This window comes from Enterobacter sp. QK-SA4 (genome assembly GCF_056856775.1).
In genome coordinates, this window is record NZ_JBXFXH010000007.1 from 4,384,756 (window position 1) to 4,401,567 (window position 16,812).

The 16,812-nt window shown below is 56.3% G+C and carries 16 protein-coding genes; 4 read left to right on the forward strand and 12 right to left on the reverse strand.

The window, feature by feature from the left end; all coding sequences use genetic code 11:
• Window positions 1-22: 22 nt before the first annotated feature.
• Window positions 23-712 carry an LrgB family protein gene (locus tag AC1VYI_RS22740; protein ID WP_023310063.1) on the reverse strand — a complete coding sequence of 230 codons (690 nt, stop codon included), beginning with the start codon at window positions 710-712 and terminating at the stop codon, window positions 23-25.
• On the reverse strand, window positions 705-1,115 hold the full coding sequence (locus tag AC1VYI_RS22745; RefSeq protein ID WP_021242769.1) for a CidA/LrgA family protein: 411 nt from the start codon (window positions 1,113-1,115) through the stop codon (window positions 705-707). Before AC1VYI_RS22745 ends, AC1VYI_RS22740 begins: the two co-directional genes overlap by 8 nt.
• Window positions 1,116-1,217: 102 nt before the next feature.
• Between AC1VYI_RS22745 and AC1VYI_RS22750 the strand changes: the two genes are divergently transcribed.
• Window positions 1,218-2,105 (forward strand): LysR family transcriptional regulator, encoded by an 888-nt coding sequence (locus AC1VYI_RS22750; RefSeq protein WP_088544616.1) that lies wholly within the window; start codon window positions 1,218-1,220, stop codon window positions 2,103-2,105.
• Between the two features lie 66 nt (window positions 2,106-2,171).
• On the opposite strand, the gene AC1VYI_RS22755 is transcribed toward AC1VYI_RS22750, so the two are convergent.
• From AC1VYI_RS22755 to soxR, 4 genes are all read right to left on the reverse strand, one after another.
• Complete coding sequence (locus AC1VYI_RS22755; protein WP_024906728.1) at window positions 2,172-3,818, reverse strand: Na+/H+ antiporter; 1,647 nt, start codon at window positions 3,816-3,818, stop codon at window positions 2,172-2,174.
• Window positions 3,819-3,968: 150 nt separating this feature from the next.
• Window positions 3,969-5,318, reverse strand: a complete 1,350-nt coding sequence (gene ghxP / locus AC1VYI_RS22760; protein ID WP_023310059.1) for a guanine/hypoxanthine transporter GhxP — start codon at window positions 5,316-5,318, stop codon at window positions 3,969-3,971.
• Between the two features lie 294 nt (window positions 5,319-5,612).
• Complete coding sequence (locus tag AC1VYI_RS22765) at window positions 5,613-6,284, reverse strand: glutathione S-transferase family protein (protein ID WP_033144416.1); 672 nt, start codon at window positions 6,282-6,284, stop codon at window positions 5,613-5,615.
• A gap of 293 nt (window positions 6,285-6,577) precedes the next feature.
• Window positions 6,578-7,036, reverse strand: coding sequence for a redox-sensitive transcriptional activator SoxR (soxR, locus tag AC1VYI_RS22770; protein WP_023310057.1), 459 nt, complete (start codon window positions 7,034-7,036; stop codon window positions 6,578-6,580).
• A gap of 98 nt (window positions 7,037-7,134) precedes the next feature.
• Between soxR and soxS the strand changes: the two genes are divergently transcribed.
• A complete protein-coding gene (gene soxS, locus AC1VYI_RS22775) occupies window positions 7,135-7,461 on the forward strand; it encodes a superoxide response transcriptional regulator SoxS (protein ID WP_013095071.1) in 327 nt (108 codons plus the stop codon).
• Window positions 7,462-7,467: 6 nt separating this feature from the next.
• Here soxS and AC1VYI_RS22780 read toward each other — a convergent pair whose 3' ends face one another.
• The gene (locus AC1VYI_RS22780; protein WP_032662576.1) at window positions 7,468-9,033 is read right to left on the reverse strand and encodes an EAL domain-containing protein; all 1,566 of its coding nucleotides are present in this window, start codon (window positions 9,031-9,033) and stop codon (window positions 7,468-7,470) included.
• Between the two features lie 646 nt (window positions 9,034-9,679).
• Here AC1VYI_RS22780 and AC1VYI_RS22785 point away from each other — a divergent pair.
• Window positions 9,680-9,961, forward strand: coding sequence for a YjcB family protein (locus AC1VYI_RS22785; protein WP_008503385.1), 282 nt, complete (start codon window positions 9,680-9,682; stop codon window positions 9,959-9,961).
• Between the two features lie 62 nt (window positions 9,962-10,023).
• Here AC1VYI_RS22785 and ssb1 read toward each other — a convergent pair whose 3' ends face one another.
• Window positions 10,024-10,554, reverse strand: a complete 531-nt coding sequence (gene ssb1, locus AC1VYI_RS22790) for a single-stranded DNA-binding protein SSB1 (RefSeq protein ID WP_023310055.1) — start codon at window positions 10,552-10,554, stop codon at window positions 10,024-10,026.
• A 250-nt stretch (window positions 10,555-10,804) separates the two neighbouring features.
• Between ssb1 and uvrA the strand changes: the two genes are divergently transcribed.
• Window positions 10,805-13,627, forward strand: a complete 2,823-nt coding sequence (gene uvrA / locus AC1VYI_RS22795) for an excinuclease ABC subunit UvrA (RefSeq protein WP_045355262.1) — start codon at window positions 10,805-10,807, stop codon at window positions 13,625-13,627.
• Window positions 13,628-13,630: 3 nt separating this feature from the next.
• Here uvrA and AC1VYI_RS22800 read toward each other — a convergent pair whose 3' ends face one another.
• The 4 genes from AC1VYI_RS22800 to tyrB form a co-directional block, all read right to left on the reverse strand.
• Window positions 13,631-13,984 carry an MmcQ/YjbR family DNA-binding protein gene (locus AC1VYI_RS22800; RefSeq protein ID WP_023310053.1) on the reverse strand — a complete coding sequence of 118 codons (354 nt, stop codon included), beginning with the start codon at window positions 13,982-13,984 and terminating at the stop codon, window positions 13,631-13,633.
• A gap of 2 nt (window positions 13,985-13,986) precedes the next feature.
• On the reverse strand, window positions 13,987-14,403 hold the full coding sequence (locus tag AC1VYI_RS22805) for a secondary thiamine-phosphate synthase enzyme YjbQ (protein WP_023310052.1): 417 nt from the start codon (window positions 14,401-14,403) through the stop codon (window positions 13,987-13,989).
• Between the two features lie 113 nt (window positions 14,404-14,516).
• Complete coding sequence (gene aphA / locus AC1VYI_RS22810) at window positions 14,517-15,230, reverse strand: acid phosphatase AphA (protein WP_045355260.1); 714 nt, start codon at window positions 15,228-15,230, stop codon at window positions 14,517-14,519.
• A 319-nt stretch (window positions 15,231-15,549) separates the two neighbouring features.
• Entirely contained in the window at window positions 15,550-16,743 is a 1,194-nt protein-coding gene (tyrB, locus tag AC1VYI_RS22815) for an aromatic amino acid transaminase (protein WP_045355258.1), read from the reverse strand.
• Window positions 16,744-16,812 lie beyond the last annotated feature (69 nt).

Genomic DNA, 16,812 nt, shown 5'->3' on the forward strand with positions numbered 1-16,812 from the left:
CCGGTCGTTCTGGCCGGGGAGCTTAGAACATCACCCACGCCACCAGCGGCGCAATCAGCACCATCACTACGCCTGAGAGCATCATCACCAGGCTTGCGACAACGCCCTCCTGCTGCCCCAGCTCATACGAACGTGCCGTGCCCGCCCCGTGCGACGCCGCGCCAAACCCCGCGCCTTTCGCCATCCCTTCACGGATCGACAAGCGCAGGAACAACATATCGCCGACCGCCATACCGAACACACCCGTCACGACAACAAACAGCGCCACCAAATCCGGCTGCCCGCCGAGCGGTTTAGCGGCCGCCAGCGCAAACGGCGTGGTTACCGAACGCACCGCCAGGCTGCGCTGAATTTCATCGGGCAGCGTAAACAGCCGCGCCAGCCAGACGGAGCTACACACCGCCACCACCGTGGCGGTGATTACACCCGCGCTGAGCGACATCCAGTGGCGTTTGATAATGGCGAGGTTGTCGTAAACGGGGACGGCAAAAGCGATGGTCGCCGGGCCGAGCAGCCACAGCAGCCAGTGGGATTCGCCAATGTAGTTCTGCCAGGAGATGTGGCCGAAGACCAGCATCAGCACCAGCAGGATCGGCGTGAAGACCAGCGGCATCAGCGGCAGGGCATGAAAGCGGCGATAGAGCCGCTTGTTGGCGAAGTAGATCGCCAGCGTCGCAATCAGGCACAAGACGCTGATCTGAAAGTTAGTCATGTTTATGCCTGCTGATTTCAAAGCGATACACTTTATCCACCACCCAGGCGGTCGCCCCCAGCACCATCAGCGTACTCAGCGCGATAACCGCAAAGATTCGCCAGCCGTCCACCATCAGCAGCTGCGCATAGTTCACCACCGCCACCACCGCCGGAACAAAGAACAGCAGCATCTCCGCCAGCAGCCAGCGCGCCCCGGCGCGCACCCAGTTAAGGGGGATCACGCGGCACAGAATAAGCGTCAGCATCAGCAGCATCCCGACAAGATTGGCGGGCAGCGGCAGATGCAGCCAGCCGACAAGATATTCCGCGAAAACAAACAGTCCCGCGTAGAGCAGTACCTGCACCGGGACCTGGAGTCGTTGCACAACGGCAGGCGTAACACGGCTTAACGCCACGGCCATGGGGGTTTTCCTCAAAAATGAGACGAGGCGCCAGTATAGAGAGCGCACGGTATGGACTGAAATGAATTAAAATCATCAAAGGTATAGTTTCGAGGAATAATCATGGACATAAGAACGCTGCGCTATTTTGTCGAAGTGGTTCGTCAGCAAAGTTTTACCCGCGCAGCGGAGAAGTTGTTTGTTACCCAGCCCACCATCAGCAAGATGCTGAAAAACCTCGAAGATGAACTGAACTGTACCCTGCTGATCCGCGACGGGCGCAAGCTGCTGCTGACCGACACCGGACGCGTGGTGTTCGAACGCGGGCTGGCGATTCTGGCGGAGTTTCGCCAGCTGGAAGCGGAGCTGGGCGATATCAATCATCTGAAGAAAGGTGTCCTTCGCCTCGGCATTCCGCCAATGGTGGGGATGATGATGGCCGGGCCGATTAGCCTGTTTCGCCAGCGTTATCCCGGCGTTGAGCTGAAGATTTCGGAGTTTGGTGGGTTAACCGTCCAGCAGGCCGTCACCAACGGCGAGCTCGACGTGGCAATGACCGCCCTTCCCGTTGAGGAAGAGAGCGGTCTGGCGACGCTTCCGCTCTTTAGCCACCCGCTGTGCGTGCTGGTTCCCCGCTCCGGCGACTGGCTGAAGTTAGACTCGGTGAAACCTGAACTGCTCGGCGAGCACCCTCTGCTGATCTACAACGAAGACTTCGCTCTCAGCCGCCAGCTGATGACGCTGTTTAACCAGCATAACGTCAAGCCGCGCATAGCGGTGCGCAGCGGACAGTGGGATTTCCTGGCGGCGATGGTGCAGGCCGGCGTGGGGATTGCCATTCTGCCGCAGCCGATTTGCGAGCGGCTTGATAAAAACACGCTGCGCTGGATCCCGCTGGAGAGCGATCTGCACTGGCAGCTGGGGATGATCTGGCGTGAAGGGGTGTATTTATCGCAGAGCGCGCAGGCGTGGCTGCAGTGTTGTGAGGGGTTTTGGGTGCGGTCACCCTAACCCCTGGGCTCGATCGGTTCCCTCTCCCCTGTGGGGAGAGGGCTAGGGTGAGGGGCAAAAACAGCGCTACTGATTCTCTATCAACAGCGCTTCCAGCAGGTCCAGATCGTGCAGCAGCTTTTGCAGCGTTTCGTTGCTGATCTGCCGCGTGGCGCGCAGATGGTACAGCTCGGCGCGCTCTGAGCGCAGCGCCGCCAGGCGGAACCGGCGCTCCAGGTTTTCCTCCTGCAGCGAGCTTTCCACATCGTTACGCCCGTCCGCGCGGCGGCGCAGGTTACCAATCACGCGGGAACTGACCTCCGTCAGCAGCTGATTGTCGATGTTCTCTTCCGCATCCGCGGCCAGACGCTCTTCCATCTTCTGAATCGCGACAATTGCCACTTCGGCGGTGGCTGCCCGGGCAATACGCTCCTCTTTATGCTGCTGGGTCGAATCACCGGCATCAATATGCTGGAGTAAAATCGGCAGCATAATCACGCCGACAAACAGGGAGAACAGAATCACGCCCGCCGCCAGGAAGACCAGCTCGTAGCGCGCCGGGAAGACATCGCCCGTGGGCAGCAGCAGCGGAATGGAGAGTACACCGGCAAGGGTGATCGCCCCGCGTACGCCCGCAAAAGAGGCGATCAGCAGTTCACGCGTTGTCCACGAACCAAACTCCATCGGCTTTTTCTTCAGGAAACGTACGCTGAAGTTTTTCATCGTCCACAGCCAGCCGAAACGCACCAGCATCAGCGCCAGGTAGATCAGCACGATGTCGGTAAACAGCATCCAGACCTCAACGTTCGGATCGGCTTCGGCCGCCACCAGCGAGGATTCCATAATGCCCGGCAGCTGCAGGCCCAACAGCAGGAACACCATGCCGTTAAAGACAAATTCCAGCATGGCCCAGGTGCTGTTGGCACGCAGACGCATGGCCAGCGGCGCACGGCGCATTACGCCGGAACGGGTAATGGTCATCCCCGCCGCAACCGCTGCCAGAATGCCCGACACGCCGATATGTTCGGCAATCAGATAAGAGGCAAACGGCAGCAGGAACAGCAGTACGATCTGCGTAGCGGGCTCATCGCCGCCCCAGCGGCTGAGGAAGCGCAATGAGCGGCCATACAGCCAGCTCACCACGAAGCCTGCGAGAATACCGCCAATCGCCACCTTGAAGAATTCCAGCGTCGCGCCGCCGACGGTAAAGACCATCGTGCCCATCGCAACGGCCACGGCAAACTTCAGGGCAACCAGGCCGGAGGCGTCGTTCATCAGCGCCTCACCCTGTAAAATCCCCATGATTTTCTTCGGAATACGTCCTTCACCCACAATGCCGGACAGCGCCACGGCATCGGTTGGCGACAGCACGGCGGCCAGCGCAAAAGCCGGTATTAATGGAATACCCGGTACCGCCCAGTAGATCAGAAAACCAATCCCGACGACGGTGACCACCACCAGCGCCAGCGCCAGGCCGAAGATCTCGCGCCCGTGCTCAAGGAATTCGCGCGTGGGCGTTTTCCAGCCATCGGCAAACAGCAGCGGCGGGATAAACAGCACGAGGAACAGTTCGGGGTCAAATTCCACGTGAAGGCCAAACGTCGGCCACGCCAGCAGCGCGCCGATGGCAATTTGCATTAATGGCAGGGGGACCTGAAAGGGCAGTACGCGTGTAACCACCCCGGATAGCGAGACCACAAGGGTCATGATGAGTATTGTGAAGAAGATTTCCATGCGTTCCCTGTTTGCTGTGTTGCTTATTTACTCCGGAAGGCGTCGTGCCTTTTATTCTATCTTCCCCAGAGTAACGCAAAAGGCAACAGGATGAGTCCTGAAAATAAAAACGGGCGGCCTGAGCCACCCGTTTTCGCATCAATGGACAACTTAGATTGCCCAGCCGCCCGCGTAGAACGCCACCAGCGCAACGGCGATAATCACGGTGCCAACGTTCAGCTTGCGCCATTCACCGGAAACCAGACGACCAATCACCAGCGACGCGAAGCCAATCATAATGCCGGTCACGATGTTACAGGTCAGGACGATGAAGACCGCGGTGATCAGGCCAGACATGGCGTCCACGAAATCCGCAAAGTCGATTTTCGCCACGTTGCTCAGCATCAGCAGGCCAACGTACATCAGCGCTGGCGCGGTCGCATACGCCGGAACCAGATAGGAGAGCGGAGAGAGGAACAGGATCAGCATGAACAGCACGCCGACGGTGATCGCCGTCAGGCCGGTTTTACCGCCTGCCGCCGTACCCGCTGCGGACTCGATGTACACCGCCGCAGGCGCCGCGCCCACCAGACCAGAGAAGACGCTGCTCAGGGAGTCAGTGGTCAGCGCTTTGCCGCCGTCAATAATCTGACCGTCTTTATCCAGCAGGTTCGCCTGACCGGCCACCGCACGAATGGTACCGGTCGCGTCAAACACGGCGGTCATGACCAGCGCCAGCACGCTTGGCAGGATCACCGGGTTCAGCGCGCCAACGATATCCAGGCTGCCAATCAGGGAGTTGCCCTTGTCATCGCTCAGCGACGGCATGGCGAAGATACCGGAGAAGTGTACGGTTGGATCGAAAATCAGGCCGACGATGGATACACCGATAATGGTCAGCAGAATGCCGCCCGGGACTTTCAGTTTTTCCAGACCGATAATCACCGCCAGGCCGATCAGCGACATAATCACCGGGAAGCTGGCGAAGTGGCCCAGCGCCACCGGCAGACCGTCCAGCGGGTTCTTGATGACCAGACCGACGCCATTGGCGGCGATCAGCAACAGGAACAGGCCGATACCGATGCCGGTACCGTGCGCCACGCCCTGCGGCAGGTTGCGCAAAATCCAGCTACGGATGCCGGTCGCCGAAATCACGGTAAACAGCACACCCATCAGGAACACGGCACCCAGCGCAACCGGTACGCTGATGTGCTGTCCCAGCACCAGGCTGAACGCGGTAAACGCGGTCAGAGAGATGGCGCAACCAATCGCCAACGGCAGGTTCGCCCACAGGCCCATCACGATGGAGCCCACGCCGGCCACGAGGCAGGTCGCCACAAAGACGGCCGCTGGCGGGAAGCCTGCTTTGCCCAGCATGCCCGGCACAACGATGACGGAATAAACCATCGCCAGAAACGTTGTCAAACCGGCAACAATTTCCTGGCGCACGGTGCTGCCGCGGGCCGAAATTTTAAACATGGCGTCAAGTGAACCGCCAGTACGCGCAGATGGCGTAGACATAGAAAACATCCCCTGAGAGTTTTTTAGGAAGTCCGTAAGCGAGGTGGAGACGCCACTGCCAGCTGAACGTCAAATCCTTGTGTTGCGTTTGTGACGAAAGGGCGTCACAAAAAAAGCAAACGTTTAGCTCCGCGCTTACAAACGGGTGGTCAAATTAAGGCAAACGATTATCTAGCGTAATCCCCGCCCTTTTCAACTGAACTTTCTCGTTTTTCGCTAAAATTCACTTATGACGCTGAAGAAATAAACAGAGGATGCGCAAACGTTATCGTCTATGCGCAATTTGTTTACATTTCAGTCCTCACCGGGAATAGATAACGGTCCACCCTGTTCCAGGGTTCTTTGCCAGCCTGGGGTGTTCTCAACTTTTGTCTTCCATGCCTGAATATGCGGCAGATTAGCGATACCGCCGCGCGCCAGCAGCGCAAAGATCGGAAAGCTCATCTGGATATCGGCCATGCTGAGCGAATCCCCGGCAAACCAGCTGTTTTCGGCAAGATGTGACTCAATAAAGCGCGCATGGGTCTCCAGCTGACGGTTGAGATACGCTTTCTGCACCCCTTGCCCCAGCGCTTTGCCCAGGGTTCTGATACCAAACGGCACCGGCGGCTTGCCGAGGCTGTTGAAGACCAGCTTCATTAACAGCAGCGGCATCAGCGATCCTTCGGCGTAATGCAGCCAGAAGCGGTATTGCACCTTATGCGCGGGATCCAAAGGCTTAAGCCGAGACTCGGCATCGTACGTTTCCTGCAGATATTCCAGAATTGCGCCAGACTCCGCAAGAATCAGTCCGTTATCTTCGATGACCGGCGATTTGCCCAACGGATGCACCTTTTTAAGAGCCTCCGGCGCCAGCATGTTCTTTTCGCGCTGGTAGTGGACGATCTCATAAGGCAGGCCGAGTTCTTCCAGCGCCCAGATCGCGCGGTGCGAGCGCGACTGGTTAAGGTGGTGTACCGTGAGCATGGCTTTCTCCTGTTATTCATACTTTTTAACTATAGAAAATTGAACAACACCGCGAAAAAAATTCGTCTAAAAAACGGTCGGTGAGGCTGGCGAAAAAACGGGTCTTGCATAGAATTAAAGTGTCAGCACAATCCGGAACCTCCCCAACCAGCTCGACACTGAGGGGTGCTGATGTCGGGGGAAACCCTCCCGTGAACCAGCGGGATAGAGTGAAAGACAAAGACCGGGAAAAACTAAAGCGCCCTTATGTGGCGCTTTAGTTCTTTATTATGCTTTTTGCCGGCCGCACAAACTCAATCCTCTTCCAGCAGCCGCGCCCCCGTCCCCTGCTCACCCAGCCTGTCGCCAGGGTTACGCAACGGACAATCGCTACGCGACAGGCAGCCGCAGCCGATACAACCGTCCAGCTCATCACGCAGGACGACCAGCGTATGAATACGCCGGTCCAGCTCTTCACGCCACTGGGAAGACAGCTCTTTCCACTCTTTCGGGCTCAGCGTATGCCCTTCAGGCAGCACGCCAAACGCCTCGCCGATGGTGGCCAGGGGGATTCCGATTCGTTGCGCAATTTTGATAATCGCCACGTAGCGGAGCACGTCGCGGGTATAGCGGCGCTGGTTGCCGCCGTTGCGGATGCTTTTAATTAACCCTTTGCTTTCATAGAAGTGGAGCGCCGATACCGCAACGCCGCTTCGCTTCGCCACTTCACCGGGGGTTAAAAGCGCTTTAATTCGCGGCAATCTCTTTTCCATAAAACCTCTTTACCTCAAGTTAACTTGAGGAATTATACTCGCCCGCAGAGAAAACGACGAATTAACCGAGATAGTTGTATCTACAGAGGGGCAACCTTATGTCGCATCAGCAGATTATTCAGACGCTTATTGAATGGATTGATGAACATATCGACCAACCGTTGAACATTGATGTGGTCGCTAAAAAGTCGGGCTATTCGAAATGGTATTTACAGAGAATGTTCCGCACGGTCATGCATCAGACGCTGGGCGAGTACATTCGCCAGCGCAGACTGCTGCTGGCGGCACAGGCGCTACGCTCCACGCAGCGGCCCATTTTTGATATCGCGATGGACCTTGGCTATGTGTCGCAACAAACCTTTTCCCGCGTGTTTCGCCGCGAGTTTGACCGCACGCCGAGCGACTATCGCCACCAGTTGAATTAATCACCCTCAGTGCAAAGGCTGCTGCTGCCAGGTCATAAATTCCTGGGGCGGCATCGCTTTCGCGAAGTGCCATCCCTGACAAAACTGGACGCCGCGCTTCAACAGCCAGCTCACCTGCTCTGCCGTCTCTACCCCTTCCGCAATGGTTTTCAGCCGCAGGCTTTGCGCCATCTCGATAATATGCTCGGCGATCAGGTGGCTGGTACTGTTGGTCGTTAAGGTATCGATAAACGATTTATCGATTTTCAGAATATCCACGTTCAGCGAGTAGAGGTTGTGCAGGTTCGAGTAGCCGGTACCGAAATCATCGATCGCGACTTCGTAACCCGCCTGACGGAAAGCCTGAATCACCGGCGTGGTTTTTGGCACATCGATAAAACCGCGCTCCGTCACTTCTATTTTGATTTGCTGCGCACGGACGGCGTAGTGGCGGGCCTTGTCGGAAATCATGGCGATCAGCCGCGAGGAGTGGAAGTCCGTGGCCGACAGGTTAATCGAAATATAGAGATGCGGATGCTCGGCCAGGAAATGACCCAGATCGTTGAACACCTCCTCAACGACATAGTCCGTAATCCGCTCGCTCATTCCCTCACTTTCCGCCAGCGGGATAAACTCAGCCGGGCTCATCACCTGCCCGTTAAAGCCAGGCCAGCGTAACAGCGCCTCCGCGCCCACACACTGGTTATTCTTAATATCAATAATCGGTTGATAGTGGACGCAAAGCTGTCGTTTGTTCAGCGCGCGGTGCAGTAAGCGCCCCGGCGAATTAAGCTCACGATGGGTACGGGACCATACCAGCAAAATAATAATGCTGCAGATCATGCCCAGCGGCAGCGTCAACGTCGCCTGGTGATAAAGCGTTTCATAAAAGCGTTTATTCGATGTCGAGACAATGGCCGCAATCGGTCTTTTGGGAGATGTTACGATCGTATAAAAGCGGTTATCTTTTTGAAATACCGATTCCTTATCCCGAATCATCGAATTTAATAAAGAAACATTGGCTTTCTGGCTGACGGAAAAGAAAGCATTGGTTACCGTGTCGTACACACCCCAGGAGAGAGAATGATCCGCGGACATGACTTCGCTGTATGAAAGCGGGTTGACGACAACCACATAATTTCCGCGCTGCATATATGTCATTTTATAGCCAGTATAAAATGGGGTGTCGCGATAATAATAGATAGCGACGTCAGGTTTACGCGTGTAATTAGCGACAGGAATGGCGTAGGGGTGATCCGGTGTAAAAACGGTCGAACAAAGAAAATTCTGACCTTCAGCGTAAATTAAATCGGCGACAAACAGGCGGCCACGAACAACGTTCAGCATATATTGACGGTGTCCCGGCGTGCAAAGCTCGCCCTGATATTTTACCGCCTCGTCCCTGGCCAGCTCAACCTGTTGAATAACCAGCTCTGTTTTGTCTAAAGCCAGTTCAGCAAATGTGCGTAGCTGGGCGCTTGTTTCAGAAACGGCTCGTAGCTGGGCAAACCATAGCGCAAGCATCACCGGCAGCATAACTACCATGATGATCCCTACCACCCTGAGCATTTTGCGCCGCGCGCTACGATTCATTTCCCGCCCTATATCCCTGCATGTTGTACGCCTGTAGTAATGAAGGCCGGATGCTTTGTTAAACAGGTGATTACGTTGCATGAATCATGCGAAGTTAGCAACTGACTTTTAGTATTAAAAATCTTAAATTTCGTTATGCCGATAATATTTTCCCGTAAGTTAAACTGTAAGTATTCGTTCCGTTTCAATTAAGGAAAATAATTATCCAGCCCGTTAGGGCTGACGGGAAGATAACACAACAGACGATCGTTGATTAAGCCAAACGTTTGACAGCATGAAAAAAGTACAAGTTCATCGGGACGTTTTATGCTATTTGCCCGGAGGCATTGTGTTCGTTGATTTATAAATAGTCAACCTTCACCACAATATTTTCAGGATTGGGTGAGAATAACGTCCCTCTTATAAAAACTGAATTTGCGGTATCACCACCTGCCCGATGTGCGTTTCCGGCACGCTGTGTGCCCACCTCCTCGTGCGCCGAAGGCCGAACCAACCCGCGCAATCGCCTTTTCTGAAGAATAAAATCCTCTTTTTTGATCGCTCAGATACTGGCGAATAAATCAACAAATGTGATATAGTTCACACATATTTTGTAACGAGAAACACCGTTTCATTCAGTTCGTCTGTTTTGTAGAGGATGGGTTTTATGGCAACCATTACTACCAGCATGGTTCTCCTGCGCTGGCCTTTGTTGAGTGCGGTGCTGATGTTTTTAGCCAGCACGCTGAATATTCAGTTTCGTAAATCTGACTATGCGGGTCTTGCTGTTATCAGCACCCTGCTGGGGCTGGGTGCGGCCTGCTGGTTTGCAACGGGCCTGCTTGGCATTACCCTGCTGGATATCGCCGCCGTCTGGGAAAATATTAAAGTGGTGATGGTTGAGGCGATGAGCCACACGCCGCCAGACTGGCCGATGGTGATTACCTGATCCCTGACGGAATAAAAAAACCCAGACGATAGTCTGGGTTTTTTGTTTTCAGCACGCGGAAATCAGAACGGAATGTCGTCGTCGAAATCCATTGGCGGTTCGTTAGACGGCGCCGGAGCAGACTGCTGCTGCGGACGAGACTGCGCGCCGCCGCTGAACTGGTTGCCGCCCTGCGGCTGCTGAGGCTGACCCCAACCGCCCTGCTGCTGGCTCTGACCGCCGCCAGCCGGTGCGCCACCGCCCTGACGGCCACCCAGCATCTGCATGGTACCGCCCACGTTGACCACGACTTCCGTGGTGTACTTCTCAGCACCGGACTGATCGGTCCATTTGCGGGTACGCAGCTGGCCTTCGATATAGACCTGAGAACCTTTACGCAGATACTCACCGGCCACTTCGGCCAGTTTGCCAAACAGCACAACGCGGTGCCATTCGGTCTGCTCTTTCATCTCACCGGTCGCTTTATCACGCCAGGATTCGGAAGTAGCCAGCGTAATGTTGGCAACTGCGCCACCACTCGGCATGTAGCGTACTTCCGGGTCCTGGCCCAGATTACCGACGAGAATCACCTTGTTTACGCCTCTGCTGGCCATGTTCGTGTCTCCTGAATACGTTTCTTAATAGTGTAAACGCGCGAGTGTACCATTTCCATGCTGCACTTTGATAGTTGCGTAGCACGTTCCAGAGTTCTCTCGCAACTCCACATTGTTACACAGCCAATCAGAAAATGCATTCCAACACTGTATATTCAAACAGGTCAAATTGTGTCATAATTAGCCGTTTCTGACAGCCGTTTGTCCTTCAAACAAATCAGGCAATCCGTGTTCCAACCGGGAAAGGTGAATGGATAAGATCGAAGTTCGGGGCGCCCGCACCCACAATCTCAAGAATATCAACCTCATAATCCCTCGCGACAAACTCATTGTCGTGACCGGACTTTCGGGGTCTGGCAAATCCTCACTGGCTTTCGACACTTTGTATGCCGAAGGACAGCGTCGTTACGTTGAATCGCTCTCTGCGTACGCGCGTCAGTTCCTGTCGCTGATGGAAAAACCGGATGTCGACCACATTGAAGGGTTGTCCCCTGCTATCTCTATTGAGCAGAAGTCCACCTCGCATAACCCGCGTTCAACGGTCGGTACCATTACCGAAATTCATGACTACCTGCGTCTGCTGTATGCCCGCGTGGGCGAGCCGCGCTGCCCGGACCACGACGTCCCGCTGGCGGCCCAGACCGTCAGCCAGATGGTGGATAACGTGCTGTCGCAGCCGGAAGGCAAACGCCTGATGCTGCTGGCGCCGATCATTAAAGAGCGAAAAGGCGAACACACCAAAACGCTGGAAAACCTGGCAAGCCAGGGCTATATCCGCGCCCGTATCGACGGCGAAGTGTGCGACCTGTCCGATCCGCCAAAGCTGGAGCTGCAGAAGAAGCACACCATCGAGGTGGTGATTGACCGCTTTAAGGTGCGCGACGATCTCGCCACGCGCCTGGCGGAATCCTTTGAAACGGCGCTGGAACTTTCTGGCGGCACGGCCGTGGTCTCCGACATGGACGACCCAAAAGCGGAAGAGCTGCTCTTCTCCGCCAACTTCGCCTGCCCGATTTGCGGCTACAGCATGCGCGAGCTGGAACCGCGCCTGTTCTCATTCAACAACCCGGCGGGCGCGTGCCCGACCTGTGACGGCCTGGGCGTCCAGCAATATTTCGACCCGGACCGCGTGATTCAGAACCCGGAACTGTCGCTGGCGGGCGGCGCCATTCGCGGCTGGGACAAGCGTAACTTCTACTACTTCCAGATGCTGAAATCGCTGGCAGAGCACTATAAGTTCGACGTCGAAGCCCCGTGGGCGAGCCTGACCCCGAACGTGCACAAAGTGATCCTGTTCGGTTCCGGCAAAGAGAACATCGAGTTCAAGTATATGAACGATCGCGGCGATACCTCCGTGCGTCGCCACCCGTTCGAAGGGGTGCTGCACAACATGGAGCGCCGCTACAAAGAGACCGAATCCAGCGCGGTGCGCGAGGAGCTGGCAAAGTTCATCAGCAACCGCTCCTGCGCCACCTGTGAGGGCACGCGTCTGCGTCGCGAAGCGCGCCACGTGTTTGTGGAAAACACCGCGCTGCCGACCATCTCAGACATGAGCATCGGCCATGCGATGGACTTCTTCAACAACCTGAAGCTCTCCGGCCAGCGCGCGAAAATTGCCGAAAAAGTGCTGAAAGAGATCGGCGATCGCCTGAAGTTCCTGGTGAACGTCGGCCTGAACTACCTGACGCTTTCCCGCTCGGCAGAAACGCTCTCCGGCGGTGAAGCCCAGCGTATCCGTCTGGCCAGCCAGATTGGCGCGGGCTTAGTCGGCGTGATGTACGTGCTGGATGAGCCGTCCATCGGCCTGCACCAGCGCGACAACGAGCGCCTGCTCGGGACGCTGGTTCACCTGCGCAACCTCGGCAACACGGTAATTGTGGTCGAGCACGATGAAGATGCGATCCGCGCGGCTGACCACGTCATCGACATTGGCCCAGGCGCTGGCGTGCACGGCGGTCAGGTAGTCGCGGAAGGGACGCTGAAGGACATTATGGCGGTACCCGAATCGCTGACCGGCCAGTTCATGAGCGGCAAGCGCAAGATTGAAGTGCCGAAACAGCGCGTAGCGGCAGATCCGGAAAAAGTGCTTAAGCTGACCGGCGCGCGCGGCAACAACCTGAAAGACGTCACCCTGACGCTGCCGGTTGGCCTGTTTACCTGTATCACCGGCGTGTCCGGTTCCGGTAAATCGACGCTGATCAACGATACGCTGTTCCCGATTGCGCAGACGGCGCTGAACGGCGCGACGCTGGCCGAGCCTGCACCGTACCGCGACATCCAGGGGCTGGAGCATTTCGATAAAGTTATCGACATTGACCAGAGCCCGATTGGCCGTACCCCGCGCTCTAACCCGGCAACCTATACTGGCGTCTTCACGCCCGTACGTGAACTGTTTGCCGGCGTGCCGGAAGCGCGCTCCCGCGGCTATACGCCAGGACGTTTCAGCTTTAACGTGCGCGGTGGCCGCTGCGAAGCGTGCCAGGGCGACGGCGTGATCAAGGTTGAGATGCACTTCCTGCCGGATATCTACGTGCCGTGCGATCAGTGCAAAGGCAAACGCTATAACCGCGAAACGCTGGAGATTAAGTACAAAGGCAAGACCATCCACGAAGTGCTGGACATGACCATCGAAGAGGCGCGCGAGTTCTTTGACGCCGTCCCTGCGCTGGCGCGTAAGCTGCAGACGCTGATGGACGTAGGCCTGACCTACATTCGTCTGGGGCAGTCGGCAACCACGCTGTCCGGCGGTGAAGCGCAGCGCGTGAAGCTGGCGCGTGAGCTGTCAAAACGCGGCACAGGTCAGACGCTCTACATTCTGGACGAGCCGACTACGGGCCTGCACTTTGCCGACATCCAGCAGCTGCTCGAGGTTCTGCATCAGCTGCGCGATCAGGGCAACACTATCGTGGTCATCGAACATAACCTGGACGTGATTAAAACCGCGGACTGGATTGTCGATCTCGGCCCGGAAGGCGGCAGCGGCGGCGGTGAAATTCTCGTCTCCGGTACGCCAGAGACCGTTGCAGAGTGCGAAGCCTCGCACACCGCGCGCTTCCTTAAACCGTTGCTGTAATTGTCACACGGAGAGTTGCTGTCGGGTGGTTTCCGGCAGCAGCTCAACCGCCTGCTGATAGGACGCATCCACCAGGTAGTAGATCTGTGAGCCTGGAATCGATCCATCCAGATAGACGGTGCTCCAGTGCGCCTTATTGAGGTGCTTGCTCGGCCTCACGTCATCATGCTGTTGACGTAGCAAATCCGCCAGTTCAGGGCTGGTTTTCAGCGACGCCGCCGGACGGCCTTCCACCTCTTTCACCATCGCAAACAGGACATCTCCCACTTTAATCTGCGTGGCTTTCCAGTCGCTATGAACGCTCTGCTCCGCGCCGGGCTTGCTCATGCAGTACTGAAGTATCTCCGAAATTGTCATCTTTATTCCCCTTGTAGCGTGGCGATAATTTTACGCGAACCACCGTGAATGCGATGCTCTCCCAGCCAGATCCCCTGCCACGTTCCCAACAGCAACCGCCCGTTGTGAACCGGCAGCATCAACGATACGCCCAGCAGGGAGGATTTAATATGCGAAGGCATATCGTCCGCCCCCTCATAGTCATGCTCGTAAGGCGCGTTGTCCGGGACGCTCTTCAGAAAATGGTGCTCCATGTCGGACCGGACGGTGGGATCGCAATTTTCATTAAGCGTGAGAGAGGCGGACGTGTGCTGAAGCAGCAGATGCAGCAAACCCGTTTTCACCCGCGACAGGTCGCGGAGTTGCCCGATGACTTCATCCGTCACCAGGTGAAATCCGCGTGGTTTAGCGCTTAAGGTCAGGGTCTGTTGATACCACATGTGCTGCTCCGTGATGAAAGATGAATCTTTCTAAGTGTGCAGCAAGAAGACGAAAGGTAAAACCCGCAGCAGCGAGATTTGATTAAAAAAGAGTCAAACCCGCTGCCATGTACTTAATACTCCGAATTGACGATCACCTCTTCGCCAAACTTTCCGGCCATCGGCAGCGGTCGATAGGTCGAGTTAGAGGCGCGCAACACCCTGATCCCTCTGGCTCCCACGTCATGCGCGGCGGTGATGTCGTTATCCGAATCGCCGTAGAATACTTTGATATTTTTCTTTTCCAGCCACTGGGTTTTGGTGTTTTGCCCTTCTTTGTCACCGGCAAAAATGACCGGATTCATGCTGGTTGCCGGGATCTGGAAATCATCCTGCAGCGTTTTAGAGACGGTTTCGGTTTTGGTCTGACTGCGGCCGGTAACAAAGTAGATGCTGTCACCGCGCTTCACGTGCATAGCAATAAGCGCACGGGCAACCTCTTTCGGGATGCTGAATTCGTCCCAGCCGTTATTCATTTTTTCCCAGAATTCCGGGTTCTTCAGATACGCTTCGCTGTCGGGTGAATACGTTTTCTTCCCGCGCCAGAAGCCGGGGCTTGAGAACAGCACTGTATCGTCAATGTCAAAACCCACGGCCATTGGCGGGCGGCCGATCAGGCTGTTTTCGATTTGGGCCACGGAAACCCAGTGAATGGGCGCCTGCTCGGCGAGAATGGCGGCGGTGGTGCCGGTGTAAAGCGGCGTCGGGGCAGAAGCTCGCGCGACGACGGCGCTATTAAGCGAGAACAATAAGCAGGCGGCGCTGAGCGCCAGTGTGATCTTGCGCATATTTTCCCCTGAATATTCAGTTTGTTATCGTTTTAATTTGAGTAGATGGTCAAAAAACTATCCGACCATAACCCCAGCGGGAGGTGAAGGGAAGGAGTTTTTGCTTATGAAGCTGAATAAAAAGAAGACGATCACAAAGCGCCGGGCAAGGTTTTTGTGCGACCAGATGCCCTCACCCCAGCCCTCTCCCATAGGGAGAGGGAGAACACCCAGCCCGCAGGCCCGGTAAGCGAAGCGCCACCGGGCAAGGTTTTGTGCGGCCAGATGCCCTCACCCCGCCCCTCTCCTACAGGGAGAGGGGGAAGCGAATAGTAAGTACTTACATTACAGCAGCAAAGGCCTGCGCCACGCGATGAACGTTGCTGGCATTCAGCCCCGCCACGCACATACGGCCGCTGGCGATCAGGTAAACGCCGAACTCTTCGCGCAGGCGATCGACCTGCGCCGCGCTCAGTCCGGTATAGCTGAACATCCCGCGCTGCTTGAGCAGATAGTCGAAGTTATGTCCCGGCACGGCCTCTTTCAGCACGTTAACCAGCTCCTGACGCATGGACAGGATGCGCTTACGCATCGCTTCCACTTCGGCAAGCCAGGACGCTTTCAGCTGTTCGTCGCCGAGAACCGTCGCCACCACCTGCGCACCAAAGTTTGGCGGGCTGGAGTAAATACGGCGCACCGTCGCCTTCAGTTGGCCGAGCACGCGACCCGCCGCTTCGGCGTCTTCACAGACCACGGACAGACCGCCAACGCGTTCACCGTACAGGGAGAAGATTTTAGAGAAGGAGTTACTTACCAGCGCTGGCAGACCTGCGCTGGCCACGGCGCGGATGGCGTAAGCATCTTCTTCCATGCCCGCACCAAAGCCCTGGTAGGCAATGTCGAGGAACGGAATCAGGTCGCGGGCCTTCAGTACCTCAATCACCGCATCCCACTGGGCGTTGGTGAGATCCGCCCCGGTCGGGTTATGGCAGCATGGATGCAGCAGCACAATGCTGCGCGCCGGCAGGGTGTTCAGTTTTTCCAGCAGTGCTTCGACGCGCACGCCGTTCGTTTCGCTGTCGAACCACGGATAGGTCGCCACGCTGAAACCTGCGCCCTCGAAGATCGCAACGTGGTTTTCCCACGTCGGGTCACTGACCCACACGCCTGAATCCGGGAAGTATTTTTTCAGGAAGTCTGCACCCACTTTCAGCGCACCCGAGCCGCCCAGCGTCTGGATGGTCGCCACGCGTTTTTGCGCGAGCACCGCGTGATCGGCACCGAATAACAGCGGAGCGATGGTGTTGCGGTAGGCGTTTAACCCTTCCATCGGCAGATAAAGAGAAGCACCGTGTGGAACAGCGTTCAGACGCGCTTCGGCTTCGGCAACGGCTTTTAACTGAGGAATGATACCATCCTCGTTGTAATACAGACCGATGCTGAGGTTCACTTTGTCGCTGCGAGGATCTTCTTTGAAACGCTCCATTAAGGAGAGGATAGGGTCGCCGGCATAGGCGTCAACTTTCTGAAACACGCGATGGTTCTCCGGAATTCGATGAGGCAGGGATTTCAACAATAAACCGGAAGTAGGAGAAGGTCGAGA

Excerpts from the sequence above, each read along its gene's own strand:
- AC1VYI_RS22740 (WP_023310063.1), bottom strand. The coding sequence starts at position 712 with ATGACTAACTTTCAGATCAGCGTCTTGTGCCTGATTGCGACGCTGGCG.
- AC1VYI_RS22745 (WP_021242769.1), bottom strand. The coding sequence starts at position 1,115 with ATGGCCGTGGCGTTAAGCCGTGTTACGCCTGCCGTTGTGCAACGACTC.
- AC1VYI_RS22750 (WP_088544616.1), top strand. The coding sequence starts at position 1,218 with ATGGACATAAGAACGCTGCGCTATTTTGTCGAAGTGGTTCGTCAGCAA.
- AC1VYI_RS22755 (WP_024906728.1), bottom strand. The coding sequence starts at position 3,818 with ATGGAAATCTTCTTCACAATACTCATCATGACCCTTGTGGTCTCGCTA.
- ghxP (WP_023310059.1), bottom strand. The coding sequence starts at position 5,318 with ATGTCTACGCCATCTGCGCGTACTGGCGGTTCACTTGACGCCATGTTT.
- AC1VYI_RS22765 (WP_033144416.1), bottom strand. The coding sequence starts at position 6,284 with ATGCTCACGGTACACCACCTTAACCAGTCGCGCTCGCACCGCGCGATC.
- soxR (WP_023310057.1), bottom strand. The coding sequence starts at position 7,036 with ATGGAAAAGAGATTGCCGCGAATTAAAGCGCTTTTAACCCCCGGTGAA.
- soxS (WP_013095071.1), top strand. The coding sequence starts at position 7,135 with ATGTCGCATCAGCAGATTATTCAGACGCTTATTGAATGGATTGATGAA.
- AC1VYI_RS22780 (WP_032662576.1), bottom strand. The coding sequence starts at position 9,033 with ATGAATCGTAGCGCGCGGCGCAAAATGCTCAGGGTGGTAGGGATCATC.
- AC1VYI_RS22785 (WP_008503385.1), top strand. The coding sequence starts at position 9,680 with ATGGCAACCATTACTACCAGCATGGTTCTCCTGCGCTGGCCTTTGTTG.
- ssb1 (WP_023310055.1), bottom strand. The coding sequence starts at position 10,554 with ATGGCCAGCAGAGGCGTAAACAAGGTGATTCTCGTCGGTAATCTGGGC.
- uvrA (WP_045355262.1), top strand. The coding sequence starts at position 10,805 with ATGGATAAGATCGAAGTTCGGGGCGCCCGCACCCACAATCTCAAGAAT.
- AC1VYI_RS22800 (WP_023310053.1), bottom strand. The coding sequence starts at position 13,984 with ATGACAATTTCGGAGATACTTCAGTACTGCATGAGCAAGCCCGGCGCG.
- AC1VYI_RS22805 (WP_023310052.1), bottom strand. The coding sequence starts at position 14,403 with ATGTGGTATCAACAGACCCTGACCTTAAGCGCTAAACCACGCGGATTT.
- aphA (WP_045355260.1), bottom strand. The coding sequence starts at position 15,230 with ATGCGCAAGATCACACTGGCGCTCAGCGCCGCCTGCTTATTGTTCTCG.